Origin of the sequence: Bacillus cereus group sp. MYBK14-1 (genome assembly GCF_051916885.1) — a bacterium.
GTDB classification, from domain to species: domain Bacteria; phylum Bacillota; class Bacilli; order Bacillales; family Bacillaceae_G; genus Bacillus_A; species Bacillus_A cereus.
On record NZ_JBQAHM010000001.1, the window covers coordinates 237,175 to 255,415 of the forward strand.

Sequence of the window (18,241 nt, forward strand, 5' to 3'; positions counted from 1 at the left end):
GAATCAACCGTTTCCCCTGTTTATAATACGTATCAATAAATAGGGAATAATTTTTACTTTTCAATTTCACAAAGCAATTTTATCTCTTTTATTTGTGAAATATGACGCTGTTCATGTAAATAGATCAATTCTATCCACTGATCAAGGGATAATTCTCCAAGAGCTGGATGCATCACTGATTTTTTCGCTAATATAGACTCATCTTCTATTGTACTCAGGAAACGCATCAATTCTTTTCTTGATTCGTTTAGCATATTGAGCATTTGCTCCACTTCAAATGGTTCTATACTTGGTTCAATCATTTCTGGAGCTATAAACTTTTTCGTTCTATCTAATAAAATAGTGTGAATTTCTTTACGCTCATTTTGGGTACTATCTAACTTTTTTAACCCTGAGGAAATAACTGTTATCACTCTCTCATCTAATAAAACTAAATGATGACAAACTTGTGCAATACTCCATTTATCCTTATCTGGTTTCCTATTAAATTGAGCATCACTCAACAAAGTAATTTCCTCAAATAATTGATCTCTCGTTTCATAAAACTTGTCATTTACAAATGTATCCATGTGGATTCTCCTTTCATTGCAACCTACATACTTAAATTTCTACGCTAGAGATATTATCTTCGAAAAAAGATTTTCTTTCACTACTATTCCAATTTTATTTTAAAGCCACAAATGAACTTATTTGTTTTTTTATATCTTTTTAATTGGCACAAATAAATCAACCTTTAACTTTCCGTCTAGATCTTCAGCAACATTATTTAAGCAAAACTCTAAATTATCTCTATCATAATCTGCATCATACTCACTATTTGGTAGCCACTCTACATACATGTATTGATACGCTTCACTTAATTTATGAGGTTCATCATAGAACTGGTATAGACCATATGTACCTCCATCTAATTTTTTAAATTGCACATCATGATACTTTTCTTTATCGAAGTTTTCAGGAATCGTAACACATGCATCATGCCGGCACTTATGACTTGCAACAAGTTCAGGATTATCCAATGATATTCCGATAAATGATTGCTCTGGTGGATACAGTTTATTTTCAATTGACCAATTCAGTAACTTTCCCCAGTGGTCTTGCGGTTCAAAGTAGCTACCAGTTCGTCTTATATACGCTACTTCTAATGGTGGTAATTTTTTTATAACAACTTTCATTTATATCTTCTCCCCTATAAATATGTACACTGTTTAATTAGCTTTCTTTAACATTTATTCCTTCTTAAATAAAAAGAATTCTCTAATCATATAAAGTGAAACTTTAATCAGCGGGAGATGAATTTGAATTGAAATATAATTGATTACTATTACTACTAAAGTAGTATGTACTTTCATACTTTTATTTGATTTTACATTCTTTTTAAATCGATATATTAATTGTAAGAAAATAAAAAGGTGGAGGATTTTAATTGATTAAAGGAATATACGAAGCGCATTTACCAGTGAGTAATTTACAACAATCTATCGAATTTTATGAAAAACTAGGGTTGAAGTTAGCCTGGAGCGATGAATCAACAGCATTCTTTTGGATTGAGGAAGGGAAAAGTTGGCTAGGATTATGGGCGGGCTCTGAATACGAAACAAAATATCATCCTTCTTTACGTCATATTGCATTTAGAGTTTCCTATGAGGATTTAAAAGAATCATTACATTGGTTACACTCACTTCAAATTAAAGCTGTTCCGTTTGGGAGTAATGAATCTATTGAACCCTTTGTCCGTCCACATCAAGGTAATGCATCTGTTTATTTTATTGATCCATATGGTAATAGCTTAGAACTTATTTGTCATATTGTTGTACCTAACGCACTAAAACATATAACTGATAAATTATCCTTTAAAGATTGGGAGACGCTATTAGCTGACACATTTGAATGAATATTAGTTATAAATCATAATGGCTCGCTTTTATTTTTATAACATGTATAACAATCTTGAATAATAATGTCCTATCAATTTATCATTAAATAAATGTAAAAAATGACCCTATTTATTCATTTTTAATGCGTATGTATGTACATTTGTTAATTTATTCGATATATTATGGGTATTGAATGATTACGTAAAGTGTAAAGGTCGCTTATATAACACCTTATATTTTTATATCCGTGAAAACTACAAAGTGTATGAAAATCCATTTGTCAAATGAATTTAGTGCGGAAGGAGGTTTGTGGTTACTTCATAGGGTATAATAATCAGTTTTTTACTGATAAAAATATAGGAGGCGACATAATGTTTCGTACGATTTCAAATTTCATGAGAGTAGCTGAGATAAGAAGGAAAATCCTTTTTACACTAGCGATGTTAATCGTTTTTCGAATTGGCACGTTTATTCCAGTTCCTCATACTAACGCAGAGGTATTAAAAGTACAAGATCAAGCTAACGTTCTAGGTATGTTAAACGTATTTGGTGGAGGAGCATTGCAACATTTCTCAATCTTTGCTGTAGGTATTACACCATATATTACAGCTTCCATCATAGTACAATTACTACAAATGGATGTTATACCTAAGTTTTCGGAATGGGCAAAGCAAGGAGAAATGGGCCGTAAGAAATCAGCTCAATTCACTCGATACTTTACAATCATTCTCGCATTCATACAGGCCATCGGAATGTCTTATGGCTTTAATAATATAGCAGGTGGACAATTAATAACAGATCAAAGCTGGACTACATACTTATTTATTGCGACAGTTTTAACTGCAGGTACTGCATTTTTACTTTGGTTAGGCGAACAAATTACCGCTAACGGAGTTGGTAATGGTATTTCGATGATTATCTTCGCAGGTCTCGTTGCCGCGATTCCAAATGTTGCAAATCAAATTTATTTACAACAATTCCAAAATGCTGGCGATCAGCTATTTATGCACATAATAAAAATTGTTTTAATTGGACTCGTAATTTTAGCGATAGTTGTTGGTGTTATTTACATCCAACAAGCTGTACGTAAAATACCGATCCAATATGCAAAAGCTGTTTCAGGAAACAATCAATATCAAGGAGCAAAAAACACTCATTTACCGCTTAAAGTAAATAGTGCTGGTGTTATACCAGTTATCTTTGCTTCTGCATTTTTAATGACGCCGCGTACAATTGCGCAGCTCTTCCCTGATTCAAGCGTATCAAAATGGTTAGTTGCAAATCTTGATTTCGCACATCCAATTGGAATGACACTTTATGTCGGTCTTATCGTTGCTTTCACATACTTCTACGCATTTATTCAAGTAAATCCTGAACAAATGGCTGAGAATTTGAAAAAGCAAAATGGATATGTTCCTGGTATTCGTCCTGGTAAAGCAACTGAACAATATGTAACTAAAATTTTATACCGTTTAACATTTATCGGTGCAATTTTCTTAGGTGCTATTTCTATATTACCGCTCGTATTCACGAAAATTGCTACGTTACCACCTTCTGCTCAAATTGGTGGTACAAGCTTACTTATCATTGTCGGTGTAGCACTAGAAACTATGAAGACGTTAGAAAGCCAGCTTGTAAAACGTCATTATAAAGGCTTTATTAAAAAAGTGAATTAATTATCAAAAACACAGTTGGTTATTTTTCCAACTGTGTTTTTGATTTTATCAGTCCTGTAATATACAGGGCTGTTGCTTTATTAAACTACATCTCCTTCTCTAATAACCGCCCTTTTTTGAAATAAGTCCGTAGTGTTGAACGATTGGCCAAAAATACACCAATCAATATAAGACAAGCTCCCATTCCCATTGTAGGATTTAAAGGCTCTCCTAAAATGATATATCCCACAATTATTGCAATTAATGGTGATACATATAACCACGTCGATGGAAATACTGGATTTGTTTTTGATAAGAGCCAGTAATATAATCCGTGTCCACCAATCGATCCGATAAATATGAGATATAAAATAGGCCATTGCACACTCCATGAAGTTAATACGGTTACATTTGGTTGTTCTACAATAATAGATGCGATGAGTAGTAAAATCCCTCCATAAAACATTTGAATACCGTTAATAAGAAATGGTGATACATTTGATAAATCTGACAGTATTTCTTTTGAACGAATAGAGCCTATTCCGTAAAATAGCTCCCCTATAACTAAAACAATACAAGCAATACTCCATATGAAACTTACTTGTTGATGCATTCCTGGTAAAGAAACAAATATAACACCTATTAGTGCAATAACTAAAGCAACGAGTTGTTCCTTTTGTAATTTCTCCCTATTCCTCTTTGCTTGTATTAATAAAATCATCATTGGTCCCGTAGCAGAAAGAACAGCAGCTAATCCCGAAGAAATATATTGTTCTGACCAATATAAACTTGCGAATGTCATAAATGTTAAACAAAATCCAGCATACATAATACGTTTTGAAAATATATGTGGCATAATTTCTTTTCGCTTTAATTTAAAAATAATCATAAGGATTATACCCGCTAAAAAGAAACGAATTCCTGCTGAAAACAACGGTGGCGCTCCTGCTTCAATTCCAATTTTAATCGTTAAAAATGTTGTCCCGAAAATAATACATACTAAAATGTAATTAAAAATAACCATTTTACTTCCTCCTTTTTACTCTTAAAATGAGTATAGAGGCTATGGTGTATAACAGTGTATCGGTACATATAACAGTTACTTCAAGTTGTAGTTGATTCCCTATATATTTTTCGCTTTAATTAAATTAAAAAGAAAAATAGGTGAACCTATGAAGATTGTATTGCGTAAAGAATCAAACATACCGTATTACAAGCAAATATATATGCAAATTGTTGAAAGAGTACAAAGTGGTATGCTTTCACATGGTGAATCCCTTCCTTCTTTACGTTGTATGGCCACAGATTTACAAATCAATGTATTAACTGTTCGTAAAGCTTATAAACAGTTAGAAACGAAAGGGTATATACGCATCGAACAAGGAAAAGGTGCTTACATATATAAACGTGTAAAGAAAGATTTCAAACCGATACCGTATAAATGGCAACAATCAAGATCTATTAATGTTATGCGTTCTCAATATGCAATGAATAAACACCGTAAATATTATGATTTTTCACAAGCAATTCTGTATCCCCGTCTGTTACCAAATCCATTTTTGGCAGACGAAATGCATAAATTGCTGGATAAAAATCCGATGTTGTTAGCAACTTATGGGCCAGTTCAAGGCGATTATGAATTGCGAGTTGAAATAGCAAATTACTTAAATGAACACCAGAAATTAGTGACGGACCCATCTCAATTATTAATTACAAGCGGAGCACAACAAGGAATTGATTTAATTGCTCAAACATTATTAAAACCTGGAGATACTGTATTAGTAGAAAGTCCGTGTTACAGTGCCGCGCTTGATGTTTTCATCAATAAAGGTGTTCAAATCATTCCTGTTTCTCTTGATAATCATGGAGTTCGCTCCGACTTAATTGATGATATTTGTCAAAGTAAAAATCCCGTTTTATTGTATACGAATCCGACCTTCCAAAACCCGACAGGTACAGTAATGAGTAAAGAACGAAAAATGGAACTTATAGAACTAGCGGGGCTATATCAATTTTTTATCATTGAAGATGATTCTTTCGGAGAAATATATTTTGAAGATGCTATAATCCCGCCCCCAATCAAAAGTTTTGATAAGGATGGCCACGTAATATATATAAAAGGATTTAGTAAAACGTTAGCACCAGGACTGCGTATCGCGGCGCTTATTGCCGATGGTCCTATTTTTGAATGGCTATATGCAGTAAAAGGTTCAATGGATATCGGTAGTCCTTTATTAACACAAAAGGCACTTCTACCGTTTTTACGTGCAGAACGTATGAAAAACCATTTAGAAAAATTACGTACAGCTTTACAAATGAGACGTGATTTAACAATTGATATATTATCGCCATTAAAAGAACTACACTTTGAAATACCAAATGGAGGTTTTAATTTATGGGTGACACTACCTGATTCGATAGATCCCTTTACCTTATTACAAAAAGCAAATGAAGTAGATGTCTCTTTTTTACCAGGAACAGCTTGTCTATTAAACTACGAAACAAATGATAACCAATTAAGAATTAGCTATTCAATGTTAAACGAGAAAGATATGGAAATTGGATTAGAGAAATTACATGATACAATACGAAAAAGTATTTGTTAGAAGCAATATCACATTAGCCAACAATAAATAATGCCCGCAAATGAAAATGTATAGTATGGGATATTATCTATTGTTGAGCTTTTTCGTTATTCTTAACAACCGGTTTTAAAACTTGTCTTTCTTTTAATTCTTCAACACTGCCATATCGATCAATAACGATTGCTTTCATTTCCTCTCCTCCTTGCTGTTTATTTTAATAACATACAATTATTTCTCAAAATTTTTTGCCTTGAATTACCATATACTTATTTTTGGGGGTAATTATGCAAAAAGCATTATAAAGTGAAACTTTAATCATTCCTCACCAATCGGGCTCTTACTGCCCGGCAAATAGCGGGATGAATTTCAAAGAGAATCTTACACACATCTTAGAATGATTCAAAACTGTATTATTAATTAAATTCAAAAGAAATGGGGCTAACTTTATGAGTGAAAAGATATTTAAAATAAACGGTATTGATATATGTACAGAAAGCTTCGGTAACTCTAATGATCCCGCTATTTTATTAATTATGGGAGCTACTTGTTCAATGATATATTGGGATGAAGAATTTTGTGAACAGTTGGCAAACACAGGAAAATTTGTTATTCGCTTTGATAATCGCGATGTTGGACGCTCTGTTACATATGAACCTGGCACTTCAAATTATTCAGTAACAGATATGGCTGAAGATGCAATCGGAGTATTAGACGCTTATCATATTGATAAAGCCCATCTTTTTGGTATGTCATTAGGTGGTATGATTGCTCAAATTGCCGCTGTAAAACATCCCGAAAGAATTTTGACGCTAACTTTACTAGCGACTAGTGTAATAGGATCTGATAATAATACTCGCGATTTACCCCCAATGGATGAAAGGATTTTAACACATCATGTAAAGAGCGCAAGTATAGATTGGACAAATAAAAATGATGTGGCAGAATATTTAGTTTCAGGATCTCGTCTATTATGTGGATCAGAACGAATATTTGATGAAAATAGAGTTTATACACAAGTAAAACAAGAAATAGAACGCGCAAACAATTTATTAAGTATGTTTAATCACGCTTTACTTCAAGGTGATGATGCATATGAAGGTGTACTTCACTCCATACAAGCACCAACATTGGTTATTCACGGAACAGACGATACAGCACTCCCATTTGAACATGGCCTCGCACTAATTGATGAAATTCCAAACTCAGTACTATTAACTCTTAAAGGGGCAGGCCATGAAAACCATCCAGATGACTGGGAAAGCATAATTAACGCTGTTTCTAAACATACATCTAAAATTTAGATAAATAACTAATGGAAGGGGGCACAAATTGTGCCCCCTTCTAGTTACAAACAAAAACCCATCACTGTATTCGTATGTATAGTGATGGGGACTTTTTATATTTTTCTATGTTTAAAAAAATGGACAATCTAATTGATCAACAGATTCCCATAATTTTTTTTTTGCATTTTCGGTGGATGTATTTGTGTCTAGTGTCATGTTTTTAAAAGGGTTTACTTCGACTTTTAATAAGGATGAAGGCTCCACATATAATGAGAAAACATGGCTGCTTGGTAAAGCTTTTGAAACGTCAATATCTCCAACTTGTTTAAATAGTTGCTGCGCAGCAAAAAAGAAGAAATTAGTTGGATTTGATTGTTTATTCAGCCACGCAAGCATTTCAGGTGATACCGATTTATGAATATTGATTTTTACTCGATCACCACGTTTATATCGCCTAGATCGCATACTTCCACCAACTAACTTATCGTTAAGTTTGTAAATCCTAACTCTTTTTGCTTATGCTCTCTATATTTTGGCGAACAAGTATAAACTAATAATCCTCGTGCATTTGTAAATAACGGATTATCTACAAAGATTACATTTTTGAGTCGTCCTTTTTGCTTTAAAATCATTTTTAAACTGTTTTTAATAATTACTGCACCCCCGCCATAAATAAACACGTATGGATCGTCTTTCATATCATCAATTTTATTTATAATATCTGTTGCAACACGTGCTGCTAAACCTAATAGCGCTGGCTGTGATTCCTCAACTAATAAGGTATTTCTCGGATGCTTATCATTTAAATAAATTTGATTAAATTCTGTAATACTATCAATCGTTTTAGTTGGATACTTCCGGTTCCATCTCGTAATGATTTGTAGTAACGTCTCTTTTACACCATAAGATAAACCTTTACTTAGTTGCGGACGGAAATTCACCCCTAATGAAACGACTTCTTCTGTCGTCCCTGCACCAATATCAAAAGAGAGTAGAGTTTTATCTACAAAATCAATTTCAGAAACTTGATTTTGCTCACATTCTATTTTATGTTTCACAACATTTCCTTCTTCATCGTATACAATGCCCCACGTACCAGAAGCGCCCTCAGGCAGGCATTTACAATACTCAATTGAAACATTAATTGTCACATCGCGTCCGTTCGGATAATGGAAAATAACCTTATGATTTCCCATATAACGTTTTGCATTTTCAGCAGCTATTTCTTGTGTAATAAGCTGCATAGGAAGAGCGACAGATAAATCATAACGAATATTAATATGGCTAGAAGTTGGACTTTGACGCATAGCGCTTACCGCCAAACCTGATAGTATTGTAATAACCATTAACTCATCCGTTGACTTATTCGATTTCTTCTCTACCTCAGTACCTTTTAATTGATCTTGAATAACTTTTTCTCCAACGATGTATCGTACATTATTTAGCATTAACGATGGCGAACTTATAGTCACATCAATGTGGTTTTCTAATTCAGATAATGAAACATCTACCTCATCTAAGAGTCCTGTAGGCTCACCTATATATAAAGAATAAATACTCGGAATAAAAATAGGGTCTTGCCCTTTCACCATTAACTTCAAACCGTTGTTTCCTGCATCTGCACCAGCTTTTAAAAGTATAGACATAACTACCCCCTAAATTAATCTGACATCCCTTCCAAATATATGCGAGCCCATTCTTTTACATTCAAATGTATTGTAATTTTTTATTTATCATAAAAACAAAATATTGCATACTTACATATTGTGTGTAAAAAGTATTTGACATGACAATTTTCCAATTTTATACTTATATTTGTAAAGAGTTTTTTTACAATCGAGGGGGCAATTATTTATTGAATACTAAAAAAACTATTTTTATAATCATTGTTTTAGCATTAATTGCAATACTAGTACATGGCACATATAAATACATAACTGAAGGTTCTATTTTAGGTGGTACGATTTTTGCTATTTCGTTAATACTTAGTAATTTAATTAATCACATTACTTGGGGAGATCCCCACGGTGTGTCAGAAGAAAGTCAAGATGAGATGGGACAACAAATTACATATAAAAGCTTTAAAATTGCGTATTTTGTGCTTGTAGTTGTAATGTTCCTTTTATTAATCTTCTCCGAAGGATTTTCTATGGGGGCTAATTTAGATGGAGTAAAAAACCTCCCCCTGTTCATCGCAATTTGCTCTTCATTCTTTATTTATCCTATTGTCGAACTCATAGTTGCAAAACAATATAAGTAAAAAGATGAGGTTTTCTACATGTAGAAAACCTCATCTTTTTATATTTACATACTCTCTACAATTGCTTTTAATTTATTCACAGTCCGCCAATTCCTAACTGTAGCTGGTGTATGTAACTTCTGAAACTGGTTCATTAATTTAGAATTTCGAATGCTATTTTTGAAAAATAAATAAACGACCTTCTCATCTATATAGCAATCTTCAAGTTCACTTTTAAATGTAAGTAATTGACTACTCTCTTCTTCAGAAAGTACATTAGCTAAAAAAGCAATATGAACACTTTCTCCTTCTAACAATGAATGAACTTCATATGGACATTGTTTAATAATATTTATAAATTCATCATGTGTTCTTAGCATGACTGGAACATCGAAATCAAATTCTTTTTTTATTTCAGATTGTATTCGGTCCTTTAGAAAGTTTATACCTTCCTCAGATTCGAACACAATATTACCACTTTGTATATATGTTTTCACTTGTTTTAACCCTATTGATTCAAACACTCGTTTTAAATCAGCCATTTTGATTACTTTATGGCCACCGACATTGATTCCTCTTAGTAATGCAATATAAAGTGTCATATTATCCCCCCCACAGTAAAATGAACTTATCAATTGACTCGGTTTTCCCACTCATATTTCTCGGATATTTGTTTTAATTCTTCTAACATATCATGAATAGATAATACCTCAAATAAAATAATAGATTCACTTGAAAAATGGTGATGATAATGATTTGGTTTATAATCTTTTAAATCATTTTTATAACTCCAAAATTGCTTGTCTAATTCAGCAATAAGTTTGAAATGTTCCTCATCAATTTCATTACAACGGTTTCTCAATATAGCAATTATAGAATGAATTGTTCGTTGTAATATTTCTCTTTCACTTTGTGACCAGTCACAAGTCTCAATTGATACCCGAGCTAAATTATCTATATGGTAAATGATTTGCTGTAATATATGAAGTTGCTTCTGCATCGTTAAAAAGCTTCTCATTTCCTTCTTTGTATGTTGATGATATTCCCAATCTTTCTGCTCATATTGAACAAATTGTATCGCCTTATGCAATAATAAAGTCAATTTAGATAAATCCTGAGCAGTCTCCTTTTTCATACCTTTTCCTGCAACTAATGCAGCAATCCATTCTTCCATAATATTTGCTGTTTTAGCAAATAGATCCTCTGTACATCCAAAAATCATTTTCGTGTAGTGGGGTGGAAAAATGAAAAAATTCACTAAAGTAGATACTATAATACCAGTAGATGTAGTAGCTAAACGAATTAAAAATGCAGTAAAATAATGATTTGCCGTAATTGGAATCATTGCTACGGCAGTTAAAGTTGCGACTAAAGTTCCCGCATGTAACCTTAGTTTTTGACATGTAACGATCGTAAACATTGCAGCTAATGCATAAGAAATTGCTTGGTGGCCTAGGAAAAATGTGAAAGTCATGGCATATGCCGATCCAATTGTTGAGGCCGGAAAGCGAATAAGTCCTTTTTTTATTGAGTCTGTTGCAGTTGGTTCAATTGTAACAATTGCTGTTATTACAGCAAAAATAGTTGGGATGTTAAAAAAATCACAAACTAACACTGTAAGAAAAACTGCAATCCCAGTTTTAATCACTCTTCCTCCAACGATATTCCATTTTCTATCTTGATTCATTTTTTATATCCTTCATTCCTGTTTCATTTTATATACATATATTATATATTGTTAAAATAAAAAAACCTACTACTTGAATATTCAAGAGTAAGTTTTCTATCTCATTATTTCATTATAGGTAAATGCATTATTATTTGTTGGCCAATTGGTCCCATTCTTCTAAAACCTTTATCTTGGAAACCAACTTTTGCATATAAATTTTGTGCAGGAATATTTCTTTCATTCACAGCAAGTACAACTTCATTTTTTATTGGAAAATAACGTTTTACAAACTCTTCTAATAATAACAATGACTTTTTAGCGAATCCTTTTCTTTGTCTATTGTGATTAATAGAAAATGACGTTAAAAGTAAAGCATCCTCATTATCTGTGAACTCCTTTACTCTATCTCCCGTTTCCAATGCGAAAAGACCCACCGGTACCCCATTGTGATCTAAAATAACAATCACATTTTTTGTATAATCACTTTTTGCTTTCTCCAGTAATGCGCTTGGATCTGATGTAAACTGAACTTGTTCACTTGGTAAAGTAAATGTTTGTATAACTTCTTTATATTTCTCCTTATACGGAGTTAATTGAATTTCCCCTGTGTGTATGTTCATGCTAAACTCTCCCATTTTTTAGCTTATTAACTTATACCTTGCTGTGCTTTTGAATGCACTCTTCCATCTAAAAAGGTAATTTCAACAAATGAATTTGGATCGTTCCCTTTCCAAGCAAAAATTTGTTTAATTTGTGTAGAATGCTCTACCCCTTCTTCTATAAGTAAATCTCCTTCAAAACCAATTAAATCTTTCACTTCTGTATAAGTCATTCCTTCATTTATACTCGAGAAATGATTTATATTGATAGACTCTTTCTGTTGCCTTTCCATCACAGTAGAAGAAGTTGCTGTTTGGTTTTTCACTTCTTTTCTCTGTTCACACGCTGTCATACTGAAACCTAAGCATAAACTAAACAATATACATGCGCTTTTTTTCATCATAACAGTTGTCCCTCCCATGATAATTAAACCATATATTCCCTTAAAAATAAACTGAATATTTAATATTATATTTAAAAACCTCGTACAATTAAGTACGAGGCTAATTTCATTTATTCAAATGATTATTTGATTGATCATCCTGTTCTTTTCTTAACTCTTGTTCTTCATCTTTTGGTAATTGTTTATCATTATCTTTAATTGGATTCGTTTCTCTATTTTCTATCATATCATTTGGAACTTGTGGCATTACTCGGCCCACAATAGCGGCTAATTCATCTAGTATACCTTCACCTGTTTTTCCTTTTTTAATTTGCTTTCCGATTTGTTTGAGGCGTTCATACGTATCAACATCTGCTACAACGACTGCATTAGCACCGTCAGGGTCATTTTTTAAACTTTCTGCAACAGAGTATTTAATTGATTCAACTCGAGTTCGATCAAGTTTTGCTTTTACATCAATACCTACAATAGCATATTTTCCAACAACGACCGCTGTTGCATCATTCACACCTGGCACACTTGCTGCTAAAGATGCTAAATGATCTGCTGCTTTTTCATTTGGCTTATTTGATTTATTCGTATAATTAACATTTTTCATTGAAACATTTTTTTGTTCCGGCTTTTCGTTTGGATTGTCTTTTTTTCCAATACTGCATCCAGTTATAACGAAGCAAAGCATCAATATATATATTAGAGTTTTCATTATTTTCACCACTTCACTATTAAGGTTTAATCATAAATTTTTTCAACAGCTTGCATTTTCTTTACCTTTTCCTCGGCCCCGCTATTAGCATTAATGAATATTTGGTACGTATCTTTTCCTAAAGTGACTACAAATTCATAGCAAAGCACTTCATTATGCAAATCATTGACTACTAAAGCTTTACGTTCTTCCATGACTTTTACATCCGGATTGATTTTCTTTCTTGCTTCGGCTGCAGTTAGCTTTGCCGATGGAACTGTTCGCTTTTGATGTGACGCTAAGTATTCTTTTGCGGAGAACCCAACGATAGAACCATCATCTAAAGCAATTTTCATTTGGATTGCTTCTGGATAAATTCGTACTCCATTTTCATTTACTACATACGTAAATACACCAACATTATCATATTGAGAGCTATCATAAAGCTCCATATTATTAAACTTATGGTCCTTTAAAAATTTCAAACCTTTACTACCTGCATCGTTTAAACTAACTTTCTGTTCTTTAATTTCGCGGTTATTCATAACCCAAATTGGATATCCGCCTTTTCCGGTAATATCCATATAGAACTCATTGTTCGTTGCTTCATCTTTAATTTTCACACTATAGAAGGATTCTTTCGCACCTTTTCCGCTTTTCTCAACATCTACTTTTTCATTTCCTTTTAAATTCAAAAACGATTTGGCAATTTTCGCCGCTTCATCTTTAGAAATTGCCTTTCCTTCCGCTTCAAATCCACCTTTTTTATTTTTTTGCGCACTTGTAAAGGTCGGTCCGAAGTTTGTAGAAGAATATGATGTTACGTTTTTCTCTACAGTTTTCAATCCATCAATAATTGTGTTATCTGCTGGATCGCGATTTGATGCAAGTGCCATTTCTACATCCATCCAGCGTAAATTATTTTTCAAAACAAGATGTTGTACTTTTCTTAGTTCATCTTGTATATTTCCTGCATTTGAATATAAAGTTTGTAGCGTTTTATATTCTTGCTCATTTAACGGTTCTTTTTCTAAATCACGAATGGCTGCACGGTAACTGAAATCACCGATATTCGCTAAAAATTCTTCCGTTTTATTAAATGGCATTAATGTTAAAGGAAGTTGCCCTACATCCGAGCGAGCTTCAGATGTTAAACGCCATACATCCGCTAATGCAGGTGATAAAGATGATCGTGAATTCATCGCAAGTGTTGTGCCAATTTTATCGTGTAATAAATCGACTTCGTATGCTAAATCATGGAATGCACGTTGATAGCTATTTTCCGCTCGAATTAAAACCGCATTTTTCTCTTGGTGCTCTTTATAGCCCCAATAGCCTGTTCCTACTACACCGACTGTTAATAATACAATGATAATACCTCGTAACATTGTCCCACCTCCGCTCTATTTACAGAAAATATGTTTACCGATTTTTTTAATTTGTGGACGAGTCCAAATCCATTTACTAGTCGCAGTATCTGGATTGAAATAATATAAAGCATTTCCTGTTGGATCCCATCCGTTAATCGCATCTAAAACTGCTTTTTTTGCTGTTTCATTTGGTGTTAAATATATTTGTCCATCGGCTACCGCTGTAAATGCTCTAGGTTCAAAGATTACACCTGAAACAGTATTTGGGAATGACGCACTTGTAACACGGTTCAAAATAACAGCAGCTACTGCAACTTGTCCTAAATACGGTTCACCACGTGATTCTCCGTATACTGCGTTTGCCATCAGCTGAATATCATTTTGAGAATAACCGTTCGGAACATTTGTCCCTTTATTTTGAGGTGGTTTATTCTCTTGTGCAGTGCCACCACTATTTCCTTTATTCGTTGTCGTTCCTTTATTAGCAGTTGATTTGTCATACTTCGTTGCCTTCACGAGCATTTGCTTCGTTTTAGCTCCAGCTAAACCATCAACGGGTAATCCAAATTTCTCTTGAAAATTCCGAAGTGCCCAATATGTACCCCATCCGAAAACACCATCTACTTTTCCCGTATAAAATCCGTTATATTTTAAACGAGATTGCAGTTCAATGACATCTTCGCCCGATGCTCCTCTTTGAATGACTTGATTAGAAAATGCTTCTACATTCTTTAGTTGTATACTACTGACCATTAAAGACAGTCCTATGAACGCAAGTAAAACCGCTATTTTAAACATAGCTTTTTGGCGCATAATTTTCCCTCCTTAATTATGTAAATGATTTCTTGGTTATGTTTTGTAAAAGCCTCGCTTTTATGTAAAGAAGACAAAAAAATCCAAACTAATATCGTAGAAAGAAAATGTAAACAATATAAAAAAAGGATAAAAGGAGTTCATCATGAAGAATTTGTTAAAGCGTGTCGCACTCGTCCTTCTGTTCCTAACAACATGTTCAAATATATATACAGGCTCATCAATTGTTCATGCGCAGCCGCCGTATGCAAAATGGGGTAAGCTTGCTGTAGAGAAAACGAAAGAAAAGTACCCAAAAGCAGAGATTATTGATTACCTTCATATAGGTAGAAAACCAAAAACCGTTCAAATAACAGTTGAAAAATTCAAATTGTGGCTACGTGAAGACGGAAAAGAATATGGTGTTTTTGTTGATGTGGAATTTGAAACGAAGACGGAGAAATTTATTAAAATGTCGTTTCAGAAGACGAGTAGATAAAATGAAAGAAACCCGGCTATTTAGATTCATAACAGCCGGGTTTCTTTCATTTCTAAAATTCTTTTCTAAAATATCGATTCCCTAAAAATCTTACCAATATACAAATAGTGCCAATTACAACTGCTATCCCTATACTGTATAAAAGTACTCTACCATATCCACCTATTCTCGGATCTAAAAATGGATAAGGATACCAATTCACGATTGGACCACGAATTAAGCTATATACAACGTAAAAAAACGGGAATAAGAGCCAACTTGAAGCTTGTTTCCAAGTGATTTTCTTATTTGGTGGATTTAATATCCAATCTAAAAGCATAGCAATTGGCATGATATAATGTAACACCGTATTTACCCATGGTATTGCCGTTTGAAGTGATTCTTCTAACCCTCTTAATAATAAAAAATAAATGAGTCCAGTCGTAAGTATGTATACCGTTGCTGCACCACGAAGTATACTAAACTGTTCTGAGCGACCAAATGTAGCTGTTCCGATACTACTTAAAAGGAGAATACATGCAACTAAAATGTTACTTTCGATCGTAAAGAAACTAAAAAAGTTAACTGGATTGAACGGTTTCACTTGTGCCCGTATTATAAATTGCGTAATGATTGCACTAAATGCTAGAAGGCTTAAACATAGTCTAAATAAAGATAAAATTTTTTCATCTTTCATACATTCCCTCCTTTTCTTATATATAATTAGAATTTCCCTGTACATGCTCAATAAATAAATTTAACGGAACGAGCCCACGTTTTGGCATATGACTACTTATAATAGATACTACTTCTAATTGAGGAATGATAACGATGTATTGTCCGCCGTATCCCATAGCGAAATATATACAATACGGTATGTGAAATCTTTCGTTATGTAATACCCACCAGTGATATCCATATGCGCCGACATGTTCATATGTTTCAAATTGCGCCCTACTTGACTCTTCTAACCATTTTGCTGATACAATTTCTTTTTCATTCCAATATCCATTTTGCAAACATAATTTTCCTAATTTTAATAAATCGGTAGATTTCATTTTCATACCGAAGCCACCTACATATATACCCTGCGGATCTTGTTGCCACTCGTATTCGTTAATTTTTAATGGATCAAATAAATATTTCTTTGCAAACCGCTCTGTCGACATTCCAGTAGCTTCTTGAATAATATAGCTCAGTAAATGAGAAGAACCTGAATTATAATTCATTTTTGTAGCAGGTTCTTCAATTATTGGCTTTTCTAATATGTACTGTACCCAGTTCTCTGATTCTACAAAGTCATTTGGGAATACTACTCCATTCCCAAACTCTTTCCAGTCCTCACCAGTAGTCATTGTTAATAAGTGATATAGCGTTAAATCATGTTTTTCCCCAGGTACATTTTCAATCCACTCTGTAATTGATGTATGTATATCATTTATATAGCCCTTATCAATTGCAATACCAATTAATAAAGATACGATACTTTTTGTAATCGAATTTATTTTATATAAGTTATTTGCACATTCGGGTGTTTTATAATACTCAGTTGTTAATTCCCCTTTTTGATAAACAAGAAATGTATTCACTTTTTTCTTTTCGAATTTATTTTCTAGTTGCTTGAAATCCAAAAACTTTACCTCCATTTAAATAGTTACTCCATTTATTATATCTTGTTCCTTCATTTTAAACATAATTGTGCTCAAATAAAAATAAACCTGTCAGCCATAATGAACTGACAGGTTTATTTTTATAATTTCGTACGAACATTCCAAAGCTCTGGGAAGAATTGTTGATCAAGTACTCGCTTTAAATAAGAAACACCGGAGGATCCACCTGTACCCATTTTATGTCCAATAATTCTTTCTACTGTTTTCATATGACGGAAACGCCATTGTTGTAGCCAGTCTTCAATATCAATCAATTTTTCAGCAAGCTGATATAAATTCCAATATTTTTTCACATCCGCATACACTTCCAACCATGCTGCTTCTACTGTTGCATCTTCTTCATAAGGCTGCGTAATATCACGGTTTAATACATCTTTATGAATAGGGAATCCTTCTTTTACTAATGCTTGAATCGCGACATCATATAGACTTGGTGCATGTAGCGCTTTATGAAGTCGTGCATGTAATTCTGGATCCTTTTCATAAATTTTTAATGCGTGTGGCGTTTTATAGCCAAGTGCGTACTCAATCATACGATATTGATACGATTGAAAACCTGAAGCTTGACCGAGTGAATCACGAAACTCAATATATTCTGATGGTGTTAATGTCGCAAGAATATCCCAAGATTGAATAATTTGAGACTGAATTTTTGATACACGTGCTAACATTTTAAAAGCTGGTTGTAATTTATCTTGTTTAATAGATTCAATCGCCGCATTTAGCTCATGTAAAATGAGCTTCATCCAAAGCTCACTTGCTTGGTGAATAACGATAAATAACATTTCATCATGATGGTCCGATAATCTTTTTTGAGAAGATAGTAAACTATCTAATTGTAAATACTCCCCATACGTCATATTCTCTTTAAAATCCGTATGAATCCCTTTTTCCATAATTACTTTTTCATTTTCTTTCATATTAGCCAAACGCCCCTT

General features: G+C 33.2%; 21 protein-coding genes. 6 read left to right on the forward strand and 15 right to left on the reverse strand.

Annotation, left to right across the window (positions count from 1 at the left end):
- Nucleotides 1-53: 53 nt before the first annotated feature.
- On the reverse strand, nt 54-569 hold the full coding sequence (locus tag ACTFR3_RS01150; RefSeq protein ID WP_000379366.1) for a DinB family protein: 516 nt from the start codon (nt 567-569) through the stop codon (nt 54-56).
- 129 nt (nt 570-698) lie between these two features.
- Nucleotides 699-1,175, reverse strand: a complete 477-nt coding sequence (locus tag ACTFR3_RS01155) for an AraC family transcriptional regulator (RefSeq protein ID WP_000869612.1) — start codon at nt 1,173-1,175, stop codon at nt 699-701.
- Between the two features lie 251 nt (nt 1,176-1,426).
- Between ACTFR3_RS01155 and ACTFR3_RS01160 the strand changes: the two genes are divergently transcribed.
- Nucleotides 1,427-1,894: a VOC family protein gene (locus ACTFR3_RS01160; RefSeq protein ID WP_243821052.1), complete on the forward strand. Its 468-nt coding sequence runs from the start codon at nt 1,427-1,429 to the stop codon at nt 1,892-1,894.
- Nucleotides 1,895-2,248: 354 nt separating this feature from the next.
- Nucleotides 2,249-3,553: a preprotein translocase subunit SecY gene (secY, locus tag ACTFR3_RS01165; protein ID WP_000490135.1), complete on the forward strand. Its 1,305-nt coding sequence runs from the start codon at nt 2,249-2,251 to the stop codon at nt 3,551-3,553.
- 85 nt (nt 3,554-3,638) lie between these two features.
- Here the strand turns inward: secY and ACTFR3_RS01170 are convergent, their stop codons facing one another.
- Nucleotides 3,639-4,556, reverse strand: coding sequence for a DMT family transporter (locus tag ACTFR3_RS01170; RefSeq protein ID WP_000234337.1), 918 nt, complete (start codon nt 4,554-4,556; stop codon nt 3,639-3,641).
- 148 nt (nt 4,557-4,704) lie between these two features.
- Here ACTFR3_RS01170 and pdxR point away from each other — a divergent pair, with 148 nt between their 5' ends.
- The gene (gene pdxR / locus ACTFR3_RS01175; RefSeq protein ID WP_243821053.1) at nt 4,705-6,138 is read left to right on the forward strand and encodes a MocR-like pyridoxine biosynthesis transcription factor PdxR; all 1,434 of its coding nucleotides are present in this window, start codon (nt 4,705-4,707) and stop codon (nt 6,136-6,138) included.
- A gap of 425 nt (nt 6,139-6,563) precedes the next feature.
- Nucleotides 6,564-7,418: an alpha/beta fold hydrolase gene (locus ACTFR3_RS01180; RefSeq protein WP_001290785.1), complete on the forward strand. Its 855-nt coding sequence runs from the start codon at nt 6,564-6,566 to the stop codon at nt 7,416-7,418.
- Between the two features lie 111 nt (nt 7,419-7,529).
- Here the strand turns inward: ACTFR3_RS01180 and ACTFR3_RS01185 are convergent, their stop codons facing one another.
- Together ACTFR3_RS01185 and ACTFR3_RS01190 are read right to left on the reverse strand one after the other, a co-directional pair.
- Entirely contained in the window at nt 7,530-7,865 is a 336-nt protein-coding gene (locus ACTFR3_RS01185; RefSeq protein ID WP_001257760.1) for a hypothetical protein, read from the reverse strand.
- An 11-nt stretch (nt 7,866-7,876) separates the two neighbouring features.
- Nucleotides 7,877-9,046, reverse strand: coding sequence for a ParM/StbA family protein (locus ACTFR3_RS01190; RefSeq protein ID WP_000025622.1), 1,170 nt, complete (start codon nt 9,044-9,046; stop codon nt 7,877-7,879).
- A gap of 209 nt (nt 9,047-9,255) precedes the next feature.
- Between ACTFR3_RS01190 and ACTFR3_RS01195 the strand changes: the two genes are divergently transcribed.
- The gene (locus ACTFR3_RS01195) at nt 9,256-9,660 is read left to right on the forward strand and encodes a hypothetical protein (protein WP_001093141.1); all 405 of its coding nucleotides are present in this window, start codon (nt 9,256-9,258) and stop codon (nt 9,658-9,660) included.
- A 44-nt stretch (nt 9,661-9,704) separates the two neighbouring features.
- On the opposite strand, the gene ACTFR3_RS01200 is transcribed toward ACTFR3_RS01195, so the two are convergent.
- The 7 genes from ACTFR3_RS01200 to sleB all read right to left on the reverse strand — a co-directional run bounded on the left by ACTFR3_RS01200 (nt 9,705) and on the right by sleB (nt 15,176).
- Nucleotides 9,705-10,241 carry a DUF1697 domain-containing protein gene (locus tag ACTFR3_RS01200; protein WP_000177389.1) on the reverse strand — a complete coding sequence of 179 codons (537 nt, stop codon included), beginning with the start codon at nt 10,239-10,241 and terminating at the stop codon, nt 9,705-9,707.
- Nucleotides 10,242-10,270: 29 nt separating this feature from the next.
- Nucleotides 10,271-11,326, reverse strand: a complete 1,056-nt coding sequence (locus ACTFR3_RS01205) for an aromatic acid exporter family protein (RefSeq protein WP_440044090.1) — start codon at nt 11,324-11,326, stop codon at nt 10,271-10,273.
- A gap of 104 nt (nt 11,327-11,430) precedes the next feature.
- Nucleotides 11,431-11,943 carry a GNAT family N-acetyltransferase gene (locus ACTFR3_RS01210; protein ID WP_128809263.1) on the reverse strand — a complete coding sequence of 171 codons (513 nt, stop codon included), beginning with the start codon at nt 11,941-11,943 and terminating at the stop codon, nt 11,431-11,433.
- 11 nt (nt 11,944-11,954) lie between these two features.
- Complete coding sequence (locus ACTFR3_RS01215; RefSeq protein ID WP_000976446.1) at nt 11,955-12,311, reverse strand: hypothetical protein; 357 nt, start codon at nt 12,309-12,311, stop codon at nt 11,955-11,957.
- A gap of 106 nt (nt 12,312-12,417) precedes the next feature.
- Nucleotides 12,418-13,014 carry a YhcN/YlaJ family sporulation lipoprotein gene (locus tag ACTFR3_RS01220; RefSeq protein ID WP_000854053.1) on the reverse strand — a complete coding sequence of 199 codons (597 nt, stop codon included), beginning with the start codon at nt 13,012-13,014 and terminating at the stop codon, nt 12,418-12,420.
- A gap of 26 nt (nt 13,015-13,040) precedes the next feature.
- Nucleotides 13,041-14,381, reverse strand: coding sequence for a germination protein YpeB (gene ypeB, locus ACTFR3_RS01225; protein WP_440044091.1), 1,341 nt, complete (start codon nt 14,379-14,381; stop codon nt 13,041-13,043).
- A gap of 15 nt (nt 14,382-14,396) precedes the next feature.
- On the reverse strand, nt 14,397-15,176 hold the full coding sequence (gene sleB / locus ACTFR3_RS01230) for a spore cortex-lytic enzyme (protein ID WP_001249063.1): 780 nt from the start codon (nt 15,174-15,176) through the stop codon (nt 14,397-14,399).
- 145 nt (nt 15,177-15,321) lie between these two features.
- Between sleB and ACTFR3_RS01235 the strand changes: the two genes are divergently transcribed.
- Nucleotides 15,322-15,654 carry a YqzG/YhdC family protein gene (locus ACTFR3_RS01235; RefSeq protein WP_000793368.1) on the forward strand — a complete coding sequence of 111 codons (333 nt, stop codon included), beginning with the start codon at nt 15,322-15,324 and terminating at the stop codon, nt 15,652-15,654.
- A gap of 52 nt (nt 15,655-15,706) precedes the next feature.
- On the opposite strand, the gene ACTFR3_RS01240 is transcribed toward ACTFR3_RS01235, so the two are convergent.
- From ACTFR3_RS01240 to kynA, 3 genes are all read right to left on the reverse strand, one after another.
- Nucleotides 15,707-16,330: a Pr6Pr family membrane protein gene (locus ACTFR3_RS01240; RefSeq protein WP_000650957.1), complete on the reverse strand. Its 624-nt coding sequence runs from the start codon at nt 16,328-16,330 to the stop codon at nt 15,707-15,709.
- 16 nt (nt 16,331-16,346) lie between these two features.
- Nucleotides 16,347-17,264, reverse strand: coding sequence for a serine hydrolase domain-containing protein (locus ACTFR3_RS01245; RefSeq protein ID WP_000346250.1), 918 nt, complete (start codon nt 17,262-17,264; stop codon nt 16,347-16,349).
- 119 nt (nt 17,265-17,383) lie between these two features.
- Nucleotides 17,384-18,223: a tryptophan 2,3-dioxygenase gene (gene kynA / locus ACTFR3_RS01250; protein ID WP_000661957.1), complete on the reverse strand. Its 840-nt coding sequence runs from the start codon at nt 18,221-18,223 to the stop codon at nt 17,384-17,386.
- Between the last annotated feature and the right edge of the window lie 18 nt (nt 18,224-18,241).

Bases quoted from the DNA above. Each gene is read 5' to 3' on its own strand.
- ACTFR3_RS01190 (WP_000025622.1), bottom strand. From the start codon at position 9,046: ATGTCTATACTTTTAAAAGCTGGTGCAGATGCAGGAAACAACGGTTTG.
- ypeB (WP_440044091.1), bottom strand. From the start codon at position 14,381: ATGTTACGAGGTATTATCATTGTATTATTAACAGTCGGTGTAGTAGGA.
- ACTFR3_RS01215 (WP_000976446.1), bottom strand. From the start codon at position 12,311: ATGATGAAAAAAAGCGCATGTATATTGTTTAGTTTATGCTTAGGTTTC.
- ACTFR3_RS01240 (WP_000650957.1), bottom strand. From the start codon at position 16,330: ATGAAAGATGAAAAAATTTTATCTTTATTTAGACTATGTTTAAGCCTT.
- secY (WP_000490135.1), top strand. From the start codon at position 2,249: ATGTTTCGTACGATTTCAAATTTCATGAGAGTAGCTGAGATAAGAAGG.
- ACTFR3_RS01170 (WP_000234337.1), bottom strand. From the start codon at position 4,556: ATGGTTATTTTTAATTACATTTTAGTATGTATTATTTTCGGGACAACA.
- ACTFR3_RS01150 (WP_000379366.1), bottom strand. From the start codon at position 569: ATGGATACATTTGTAAATGACAAGTTTTATGAAACGAGAGATCAATTA.
- ACTFR3_RS01185 (WP_001257760.1), bottom strand. From the start codon at position 7,865: ATGCGATCTAGGCGATATAAACGTGGTGATCGAGTAAAAATCAATATT.
- ACTFR3_RS01235 (WP_000793368.1), top strand. From the start codon at position 15,322: ATGAAGAATTTGTTAAAGCGTGTCGCACTCGTCCTTCTGTTCCTAACA.
- ACTFR3_RS01220 (WP_000854053.1), bottom strand. From the start codon at position 13,014: ATGAAAACTCTAATATATATATTGATGCTTTGCTTCGTTATAACTGGA.
- sleB (WP_001249063.1), bottom strand. From the start codon at position 15,176: ATGCGCCAAAAAGCTATGTTTAAAATAGCGGTTTTACTTGCGTTCATA.
- ACTFR3_RS01180 (WP_001290785.1), top strand. From the start codon at position 6,564: ATGAGTGAAAAGATATTTAAAATAAACGGTATTGATATATGTACAGAA.
- ACTFR3_RS01200 (WP_000177389.1), bottom strand. From the start codon at position 10,241: ATGACACTTTATATTGCATTACTAAGAGGAATCAATGTCGGTGGCCAT.
- pdxR (WP_243821053.1), top strand. From the start codon at position 4,705: ATGAAGATTGTATTGCGTAAAGAATCAAACATACCGTATTACAAGCAA.
- ACTFR3_RS01210 (WP_128809263.1), bottom strand. From the start codon at position 11,943: ATGGGAGAGTTTAGCATGAACATACACACAGGGGAAATTCAATTAACT.
- ACTFR3_RS01205 (WP_440044090.1), bottom strand. From the start codon at position 11,326: ATGAATCAAGATAGAAAATGGAATATCGTTGGAGGAAGAGTGATTAAA.
- ACTFR3_RS01155 (WP_000869612.1), bottom strand. From the start codon at position 1,175: ATGAAAGTTGTTATAAAAAAATTACCACCATTAGAAGTAGCGTATATA.
- kynA (WP_000661957.1), bottom strand. From the start codon at position 18,223: ATGAAAGAAAATGAAAAAGTAATTATGGAAAAAGGGATTCATACGGAT.